The following is an 8965-nucleotide window of genomic DNA, read 5'->3' as shown; positions in this document are numbered from 1 at the left end:
GGCGGTGCGGACAGCCGGCGGTGCGTGCAGGCCGGCCGGCCGCCGCTGCGGCGAGGGGGCGCACACCCGCGGGTGTGCGCCCCCTCGCCGTCGCCGCGGTTAGGCTTGGCCCATGCCCGCCTCATCGCCGCGCCCGGCGCGCCCCGCCATCATCTCCGAGACGACCAGCGCGCTGCGCGATCTGGCCGATGCCGCCGGGGTGCTCTGGGAGTACGAGGACTCGCAGTCCCGGCGGGCGCTCGTCGCCGACGAGGTGCTGGCCGATGTGCTCGCCGCCCGCGGGTATCCGGCCCGCACCGCCGAGGAGATCGCCGAATCCCTCCGCCGCCTCGAGGCCGCGCGCTGGGAGCGCGCGCTGCCCCCGTTCGTCGGCGCCTTCATCGGCGAGCCCGCACCGGAGATCCCCGTCGTCGTCGACGACCGGGGAACGGCCACCCTGGAACTCGTGCCGGAGGACGGGGGCGCGCCCATCGAGCTGGCGGCCGGTCCCGCCGGCCCCGCGCACACCGTCATGCGCGATGGCCGGGCCGTCCTGCGCCGCGAGCACCGCGCCCGGCTCCCGCGCGAGCTGGCGGTGGGCTACCACACGCTGCGCCTGCGCTCGCGCACCGGCGACGGCGCCCCGGAGGTCATTGCGGAGTCGACCCTGGCCGTCGCGCCGCAGCGCCTGCCGATCCCGCCCGGCCGGCAGTGGGGCCTGACGATCCAGCTGTACTCCGTGCGCTCGCGCGCCTCGTGGGGGATCGGCGACTTCGGCGACCTGGGTGACATCGTCGCGGCCGCCGCCCAGGCCGGCGCCGACTTCGTCCTCATCAACCCGATCCACGCCGGGGCGCCCGAGGCGCCGGTCGAGAACTCGCCCTACCTGCCCTCCTCCCGGCAGGCGATCGACCCCATCTACCTGCGCATCGAGGCGATCCCCGAGTTCGCCTCGGCCGGGGAGCCGGTCGTCTCCGCGGTCGTGAGCCTGGGCCGGCGCTGGATGTCCGCCGACATCGACAACCAGCCGATCGAGCGCGGCGGGATCCTCGACGACAAGATCCTCGCCCTCGAGACCCTCTACGACGTGCCGTTCACCGCCGCGCGGCGCTCCCGCTTCGCCCGCTTCAGCGAGGAAGCGCCTGCCGGCATGCGCGCGTGGGCGGTGTACAACGCGATCATCCGCAGCACGGAGGACGGCCGGATCCCCGCCAAGCTGCGCGACCCGGACTCCGAGGCGGTCGCCGAGTTCGCCCGCACGCACGAGCGGGAGGTCGGCTTCTGGCTCTGGACGCAGTTCCTCGCCGCCGAGCAGCTGGCCGATGCCGCGCGCGCCGCGGAGGTGCTGGGCATGCGCACCGGCATCGTCACCGACCTCGCGGTGGGCGTGTCCCACAGCGGCGCCGATGCCTGGGCACTCGAGCCCTACCTCGCCGCCGATGCGACGGTGGGGGCGCCGGCGGACTACTACAACCAGCAGGGCCAGGACTGGTCCCAGCCGCCGTGGGACCCCGACGCCCTGGCCGCGGCCGGCTACGTGCCGCTGCGCGACCTGTTCCGCACGGCCTTCACCGGCGCCGGCGGCATCCGCATCGACCACGTCATGGGCCTCTTCCGGCTCTGGTGGGTGCCGGCCGGCCGCGTCCCCGCCGAGGGCGCCTACGTCCGCTACGACGACCGCGCCATCCTCGCCGTCCTCCTCATCGAGGCCCAGCGGGCCGGGGTCACCGTGGTGGGCGAGGACCTGGGGACCGTCGAGCCGCGCGTGCGCGAGCGCCTCGCGCAGCTGGGCATCATGGGCACCTCGGTCATGTGGTTCGAACGCGACGGCGATGCACTCGCCGATCCCGCGGGCTACCGCCGCGGCAGCCTCGCCACCCTCAACACGCACGACATGACGCCCATCTCCGGCTACCTCAACCTCGAGGACATCGACCTGTCCGAGCGCCTGGGCGTCCTCGTCGACGACCCGCAGGCCATCCGGCGCGCCGAGGCGGAGGACCGCACCGCCGCCCTGCGCGCGCTCGCGGCGCAGGACCCGGACGGTGAGCTGGCCCACGATATCGAGGCCGGCCGGATCGACGAGGCCTGGCCCGTCATGCGCGCGCTCGTCAAGCGCCTGGCGCGCACGGATGCCGCGCTCACGGGCGTCGCACTGGCCGACATCGTGGGCGAGCGGCGGGCGCAGAACAAGCCGGGCACCAGCACCGAGTACCCGAACTGGACCCTGCCGTTGGCCGATGACGCGGGCCGCCCGGTGCTCGTCGACGACCTCGTCGCGCACCGGGGGCTGCGCGAGATCGGCCAGCTGCTGGCCGCCGGCCTCCACGAGCGCGGCGAACGGGCGGCGGACCGCGCTCGGCGGCCCGGGGACGCGGCGGCGGGCGGCGGCCGCGCCTCGGCCGGTGCGTCGGAACAGGCCGAGTCGGGACAGGCGAATGCGTCGGGACAGGCCGAGTCGAGCCGTGCCGAGGCCGGGCGGGCCGAGTCCGGCGGGACCGAATCCGCGGCCGCGGCCGCGGCCGCGGCGTCCGGCGCGGGCGGCCAGTCGGCGGGCAGCCACGCCGCCCCCGGCTCCGCGGCCGTGCGCGACCAGGCCGGCGCGCACAAGGAGCACTGAGACGCCTCGCCCGCGGGGCGGGCGGCGCGGTTAGGATGCGGGCATGAGCGAGGACACCAAGGCCATTGCCGAACTCCACCGGCTGCGCGATTCGATCGACAACGTCGACGCGGCGCTCGTGCACATCCTCGCCGAGCGGTTCAAGCTCACGGAGCGCGTCGGCGAGCTCAAGGCCGCCCACGCGCTGCCGGCCGCGGACCCGCAGCGCGAGGCCGAGCAGGTCGAGCGGCTGCGCGCGCTGGCCCTCGAGAGCCACCTCGACCCCGAGTTCGCCTCGAAGTTCCTCGCCTTCATCGTCGACGAGGTCATCCGGCGCCACGAGCGGATCGCCGAGGAGCGCCGCGGCGCCTGAGCGGCCCGCCCGCCGCTTTGACCGGGGGCGCTGCGCCCGGCTATGATGGTGCGTCGGTGCATCTGCACCACGGCTGATTCTGCCTCACAATGGGCGGCATCCGCGCGCCTCCGCCTCAGCGGCGGCGCACGCGAGCGAACCAAGGAAGAGTCGCCGTAGACGAAGCCGCAGCATAGGGCTGCGCCCATCGATCAGGAGAGGTTCGAGATGGTCTACGCCATTGTCCGCGCCGGCGGCCACCAGGAGAAGGTCAGCGTCGGCGACATCATCACCGTCAACCGCATGAAGGGCGAAGCGGGGGACTCGGTCGACCTCGACCTCGTCCTGCACGTCGATGGGGACACCGTCACCCACGATGCCGAGGCGCTCGCCGATATGACCGTGACCGCGGAGATCGTCAGCGAGCTGCGCGGCCCCAAGATCGTCATCCAGAAGTACAAGAACAAGACGGGCTACAAGAAGCGCCAGGGCCACCGCCAGGACCTCACCCGCCTCAAGATCACCGGCATCAAGTAAGACTGTTTCAGGAGACGAACAATGGCACACAAAAAGGGAGCGAGCTCGACTCGCAACGGTCGTGACTCCAACGCCCAGCGCCTAGGCGTCAAGCGCTTCGGCGGGCAGGTCGTCAACGCGGGCGAGATCCTCGTCCGCCAGCGCGGCACCCACTTCCACCCCGGCGACAACGTGGGCCGCGGCGGCGACGACACGCTCTTCGCCCTCTCCGCGGGCTCCGTGGAGTTCGGCCGCAAGGGCGGTCGCAAGGTCGTCAGCATCGTCGCAGGCTGATACGGCCCGCAGGCCGCGGCCTGCAGCGCGCAATGGGGTGAGTCCGTATCGGACTCGCCCCATTCGCGCATTCCCGGGCCCCACCGCCCGTTCGCACCCACCACCAGCACAGGAGAGCACAATGGCCACGGAGTTCGTCGATCGGGTCACCCTGCACGTGAGCGCGGGCGACGGCGGCAACGGCTGCACATCCGTGCGCCGCGAGAAATTCAAGCCGCTCGGCGGGCCGGACGGGGCCAACGGCGGCACCGGCGGGGACGTCGTGCTCGTCGTCGACGAGCAGACCACCACGCTGCTGCCCTACCACCGCGGGCCCCACCGTGCCGCCCCCAACGGCGGCATCGGCAAGGGCGACCTGCGCCACGGCCAGGACGGCGAGGACCTCGTGCTCCCGGTGCCGGTGGGCACGGTGGTGAAGTCCCCCGACGGCGAGGTGCTCGCGGACCTCGTCGAACCCGGCACCCGCTTCATCGCCGCCCAGGGAGGCCGCGGCGGCCTGGGCAATGCGGCCCTGGCCTCGCCCAAGCGCAAGGCGCCGGGCTTCGCGCTGCTCGGCGAGCCGGGGGAGTCGCGCGACCTCGTGCTCGAGGTCAAGACGGTGGCCGATGTGGCACTCGTCGGCTTCCCCTCGGCGGGCAAGTCGAGCCTCATCGCGGCGCTGTCGGCCGCGCGGCCCAAGATCGCCGACTACCCCTTCACCACCCTCGTGCCCAACCTGGGCGTCGTGCAGGCCGGCGATGTGCGCTACACCGTCGCCGACGTGCCCGGTCTCATCCCCGGCGCCTCCGAGGGCAAGGGGCTCGGGCTCGAGTTCCTGCGCCACGTGGAGCGCTGCGCGGCGCTCGTCCACGTCATCGATATGGCCACGTGGGACCCGGGCCGCGACCCCGTGGGCGACCTGCGCACCATCGAAGAGGAGCTCGCCGCCTACGCCGTGGACATCGGCCCCGGCAGCGGGGACCTGCTACCCCTGAGCGAGCGCCCCGCCCTCGTGGCCCTCAACAAGGTCGACGTGCCCGACGGCCACGAGCTGGCGGACATGGTCCGCGGCGACCTCGAGGCCGCGGGCTACCGGGTCTTCGAGGTCTCGGCCGTCTCCCACACGGGCCTGCGCGAGCTGTCGTTCGCAATGGCGGGCCTCGTCGCCGCCGAGCGCGAGCGCCGCGAGTCGCTCGAGGTCGAGCCCGTGCGCACCGTCATCCGCCCGCTGGCCGTCGACGACTCCGGCTTCACCGTGCGCGCCGAGGACGGCCCGGACGGCAGGCTGTTCCGGGTGCTCGGCGAGAAGCCGCGCCGCTGGGTGCTCCAGACGGACTTCTCCAACGATGAGGCCGTGGGCTACCTCTCCGACCGGCTGGAGAAGCTGGGCGTGGAGGAGGAGCTCTTCCGGGTGGGCGCCGTGCCCGGCGACACGATCGTCATCGGCACCGACGACGCCGTCGTCTTCGACTGGGACCCCACGATGGTCGGCGGCGCCGAGCTGCTGGGCTCGCGCGGGACTGACCTGCGCCTCGAGGACGAGCGCCGCCCCTCGCGCAAGGAGCGCAAGGCGGCCTTCCACGACCGGATGGACGCGAAGGCCGAGGCCCGCGCGGAGATGGAGGCCGAGCGCGTCGCGGAGAAGGCCGCCTCCCGGGACGAGGGCCGGTGAGCCCCGCCGCCGCGATCGGCGCGGACTTCGACACGACGCGGGCCTTCATCCGCGATGCCGGCCGGGTGGTCGTCAAGATCGGCTCCTCCTCGCTCACCGCCCCGGGGGGCCTGAACTTCGAGCACCTCAACGCGCTGGCCATCGAGCTGGCGGGCCAGCGCGCCGCCGGGCGCGAGGTCATCCTCGTGTCCTCCGGTGCGATCGCCGCGGGCATGGGGCCCATGGGCCTGCGCGTGCGGCCCAAGGACCTCGCCACTCAGCAGGCCGCCGCGGGGGTGGGCCAGGGCATCCTCATGTCCGCCTACTCCCTGGCGCTCTCGGACTTCCAGATCGTGCCCGCCCAGGTGCTGCTGGCCCCGGACGAGCTCATCCGCCGCACCCAGTACCGCAACGCCCAGCGGGCCATCGACCGGATGCTGACGCTGGGCTTCCTGCCCATCGTCAACGAGAACGACGCCGTCGCGACGCACGAGATCAGGATCGGCGACAACGACCGGCTGGCCGCGCTCGTCGCCCAGCTCACCCACGCCGATGCCCTCGTCCTGCTCTCCGACGTCGACGCGCTCTACACGGCCCCGCCCTCGGATCCGGGTTCCGAGCGGGTCGCGTTCGTCCCCGGCGCCGAGGCGCTCGCGCGGCTGACGATCGGCGGCACCGGCGCCGCCGGGGTCGGCACGGGCGGCATGACGACGAAGGTGCAGGCGGCCACGATGGTCGCCGACTCCGGCATCCCCACCGTGCTCACCGCCGCCGCGAACGCCCCCGCGGCGCTGGCCGGTGAGGACGTCGGCACGTACTTCGGGGTCACGCACCGCCGCCGCCAGACCAGGCTGCTGTGGCTGGCCCACCTGGCGCGCACCCAGGGCAGCGTGCGGGTCGACGCGGGCGCCCAGAAGGCCCTGCTGGGACGGGGCACCTCCCTGCTCGCGGCGGGCGTCACGGACGTGACCGGAGACTTCGAGGCGGGTGATCCGATCGACATCCTGGGCCCGCGCGGGGACCTCATCGCCCGGGGTATGGTGAACTTCGCAGCCTCGGAGCTGCCGCACATGTTCGGACTGTCGATCGAAGAGCTCGGCCATCGCTACGGCAGCGACTACCGCAAGGAAGTCGTCCATCGCAACGACCTGGTGCTCACCGACGCAGTCTTCTGAGGGGAGTCCGCCCATGCCCGATCGCACGATCGCCGATGTCCACCCCAAGACGGTCCGCGCGGTGACGAAGATCGTCGCGGCCTCCAAGGAGGCGTCGACGGCGATGGGCATGGCGACGACGGCGCAGAAGAACGCCGCGCTCGAGGCGATCGCCGCCGCGCTCGAGGGCAACACCGACACGATCATCGCCGCGAACGCGGAGGACATCGAGACCGCCCGCAAGCGCGGCCTCGACGCGAACCTCATCGACCGCCTCACCCTCGACGAGGCGCGCGTGGCCGGCATCGCCGGCGCCGTGCGCGAGGTGGCCGCCCTGGCCGATCCTGTGGGCGACGTGGTGCTCGGCCGGGTGCTGCCCAACGGCATCCAGCTGACCGAGCAGCGCGTCCCCATGGGCGTCATCGGCGCGATCTACGAGGCCCGGCCCAATGTCACGGTCGACATCGCGGCCCTCGCCCTCAAGAGCGGCAACGCCGTGGTGCTGCGCGGCGGATCGGCGGCCAAGTCGTCGAACACGCTGCTCATCGAGCTGTTGCAGAACGCCATCGAGACGGCCGGGCTGCCGCGCGCGGCGGTCGCCGGCATCGACGAGCACGGCCGCGACGGGGCCAAGGTGCTCATGCACTCCCGCGACTACGTGGACCTCCTCATCCCGCGCGGGGGAGCGGAGCTCATCTCCACGGTGGTCCACGAGTCGATCGTGCCCGTCATCGAGACGGGCGTGGGCAATGTGCACATGTTCGTCGACGCCTCCGCGGGCGTGCGGATGGCCACGGACCTCGTCGTCAACTCGAAGACCCACCGGCCCAGCGTGTGCAATTCGCTCGAGACCCTCCTCGTCCACGAGAAGGCGGCCAAGCGCGTGCTGCCCAAGATCCTCGCCCGGCTGGGCGAGCTGGGCGTCACGGTGCACGCGGACGCCGATGTCTCCCAGTACGCCCCGGAGGGCATGAGGGTCCGCAAGGTCACGCGCCGGGACTGGGCGAAGGAGTACCTGGGCATGGAGATCGCCATCAAGGCGGTGCGCGACGTCGACGAGGCCATCGAGCACATCCGCGCCTACTCCTCGGGCCACACCGAGGTGATCGTGACGAACGAGCTCGACCACGCGGAGACGTTCGTCGCGGCGATCGACGCGGCCGCCGTGGGCGTCAACGTCTCCACCCGCTTCACCGACGGCGGGGAGTTCGGGCTGGGTGCCGAGGTGGGCATCTCCACGCAGAAGCTCCACGCCCGCGGGCCCATGGGGCTCGAGCAGCTCACGACGACGAAGTGGATCATGCGCGGCAGCGGGCAGGTGCGCGCCTGAGCCCGCGCCGGCAGGCCCGCGCCCACGGCCGGCCGCACCGCCCGTCGGCATGACGCGGGTGCGCGGCGTGGCGTACGGTACGTGAGAGACTGATAGGCGAACGCGGCCCGCCCGGGTCCGCGCACTGCGAGGAGTAGAAGTGAAGTCAGCGATTCTGGTCATGGCGGCCGAGGAACACGAGCACGTCATCCACCTGCCGATGCCCGCCATCATGTTCCCGATCATCGCGCTGACGGTGTTCGCCCTGCTCTTCATCGTGACGCTGTCCTGGAAGGGCATCTCCTACCGCCACTGATATGCCAGTCGTCTCCCGCCGGGTCGGCATCATGGGCGGCACCTTCGACCCGATCCACAACGGCCACCTCGTGGCCGCCAGCGAAGTCGCCGCGCGCTTCGGGCTGGACGAGGTCGTCTTCGTGCCCACCGGCCGCCCGTGGCAGAAGGCCGAACGCCAGGTCACGGCCGCCGAGCACCGGTACCTCATGACCGTTGTCGCAACCGCCTCGAACCCCCGGTTCACGGTCTCGCGGGTCGACGTCGACCGGCCCAAGCAGACGTACACCGTGGACACGCTGCGCGATCTCAGCCGCGTCTACGGCGAGGCCACGGAGCTGTTCTTCATCACGGGCGCGGATGCGCTGGCCCAGATCCTCACGTGGAAGAGCGCGGACGAGCTGTTCGCGCTCGCGCACTTCGTGGGCGTCAGCCGCCCCGGCCACGCGCTGAGCGCGGAGGGCCTGCCCACGGACGGGGTGAGCCTGCTGGAGATCCCAGCGCTGTCGATCTCCTCGACGGACTGCCGCGAGCGCGTGGGCGAGGGCCTGCCGGTCTGGTACCTCGTGCCGGACGGCGTGGTGCAGTACATCGCAAAATACGACCTCTACAGGAGTGCAAATGGCTGAGCAGTTCATGACTCGCAAGGAGCGTCGCGAGGCTGAACGGCGCGCCGCCGAGGCCGCCTACGAGGCCGCCCACGCCCAGGGTCCCGGGCCGGATTCCGCCGGGCCGTCCACGGGTGTGCCGTTCGCCGCCGCCGAGGTGCCGGCCCGCCCGGCCGTGCCCCCGCAGGCGCCCGCCGCCCGGCCCGACTCGAGTGCCGCAGGCGCGGGCA

At 72.8% G+C, this 8965-nt stretch carries 9 protein-coding genes and 1 pseudogene; all 10 read left to right on the top strand.

The features are described from left to right. The first annotated feature begins 112 nt into the window (after positions 1 to 112). Positions 113 to 2599, top strand: a complete 2487-nt coding sequence (malQ, locus tag GSY69_RS12930) for a 4-alpha-glucanotransferase (RefSeq protein WP_160954253.1) — start codon at positions 113 to 115, stop codon at positions 2597 to 2599. Between the two features lie 43 nt (positions 2600 to 2642). After that, positions 2643 to 2951: a chorismate mutase gene (locus tag GSY69_RS12925; RefSeq protein WP_160954252.1), complete on the top strand. Its 309-nt coding sequence runs from the start codon at positions 2643 to 2645 to the stop codon at positions 2949 to 2951. Between the two features lie 207 nt (positions 2952 to 3158). Continuing rightward, a complete protein-coding gene (gene rplU / locus GSY69_RS12920) occupies positions 3159 to 3467 on the top strand; it encodes a 50S ribosomal protein L21 (protein WP_160954251.1) in 309 nt (102 codons plus the stop codon). 21 nt (positions 3468 to 3488) lie between these two features. After that, positions 3489 to 3740 (top strand): 50S ribosomal protein L27, encoded by a 252-nt coding sequence (rpmA, locus tag GSY69_RS12915; RefSeq protein ID WP_160954250.1) that lies wholly within the window; start codon positions 3489 to 3491, stop codon positions 3738 to 3740. 121 nt (positions 3741 to 3861) lie between these two features. After that, positions 3862 to 5391, top strand: a complete 1530-nt coding sequence (obgE, locus tag GSY69_RS12910; RefSeq protein ID WP_160954249.1) for a GTPase ObgE — start codon at positions 3862 to 3864, stop codon at positions 5389 to 5391. After that, entirely contained in the window at positions 5388 to 6545 is a 1158-nt protein-coding gene (gene proB, locus GSY69_RS12905) for a glutamate 5-kinase (RefSeq protein ID WP_268527540.1), read from the top strand. The genes obgE and proB overlap by 4 nt, the downstream gene beginning before the upstream one ends. A 13-nt stretch (positions 6546 to 6558) precedes the next feature. Further along, on the top strand, positions 6559 to 7854 hold the full coding sequence (locus tag GSY69_RS12900; RefSeq protein WP_160954248.1) for a glutamate-5-semialdehyde dehydrogenase: 1296 nt from the start codon (positions 6559 to 6561) through the stop codon (positions 7852 to 7854). Positions 7855 to 7993: 139 nt separating this feature from the next. After that, a complete protein-coding gene (locus tag GSY69_RS14265) occupies positions 7994 to 8149 on the top strand; it encodes a hypothetical protein (RefSeq protein ID WP_202411108.1) in 156 nt (51 codons plus the stop codon). A gap of 1 nt (position 8150) precedes the next feature. Continuing rightward, positions 8151 to 8756 carry a nicotinate-nucleotide adenylyltransferase gene (nadD, locus tag GSY69_RS12895; RefSeq protein ID WP_160954247.1) on the top strand — a complete coding sequence of 202 codons (606 nt, stop codon included), beginning with the start codon at positions 8151 to 8153 and terminating at the stop codon, positions 8754 to 8756. Further along, a pseudogene (locus tag GSY69_RS12890) lies at positions 8749 to 8965 on the top strand (hypothetical protein); the annotation flags it as partial. The gene nadD and the pseudogene GSY69_RS12890, both read left to right, overlap by 8 nt.

Origin of the sequence: Brevibacterium rongguiense, from assembly GCF_009857845.1 — a bacterium.
In the GTDB taxonomy this organism is placed as follows: domain Bacteria; phylum Actinomycetota; class Actinomycetes; order Actinomycetales; family Brevibacteriaceae; genus Brevibacterium; species Brevibacterium rongguiense.
The sequence above is the reverse complement of the archived record's forward strand: the minus strand, read 5'-3'. Positions and strand labels throughout refer to the sequence as shown.

Excerpts from the sequence above, each read along its gene's own strand:
- malQ (WP_160954253.1), top strand. The coding sequence starts at position 113 with ATGCCCGCCTCATCGCCGCGCCCGGCGCGCCCCGCCATCATCTCCGAG.
- GSY69_RS12925 (WP_160954252.1), top strand. The coding sequence starts at position 2,643 with ATGAGCGAGGACACCAAGGCCATTGCCGAACTCCACCGGCTGCGCGAT.
- rplU (WP_160954251.1), top strand. The coding sequence starts at position 3,159 with ATGGTCTACGCCATTGTCCGCGCCGGCGGCCACCAGGAGAAGGTCAGC.
- rpmA (WP_160954250.1), top strand. The coding sequence starts at position 3,489 with ATGGCACACAAAAAGGGAGCGAGCTCGACTCGCAACGGTCGTGACTCC.
- obgE (WP_160954249.1), top strand. The coding sequence starts at position 3,862 with ATGGCCACGGAGTTCGTCGATCGGGTCACCCTGCACGTGAGCGCGGGC.
- GSY69_RS12900 (WP_160954248.1), top strand. The coding sequence starts at position 6,559 with ATGCCCGATCGCACGATCGCCGATGTCCACCCCAAGACGGTCCGCGCG.
- nadD (WP_160954247.1), top strand. The coding sequence starts at position 8,151 with ATGCCAGTCGTCTCCCGCCGGGTCGGCATCATGGGCGGCACCTTCGAC.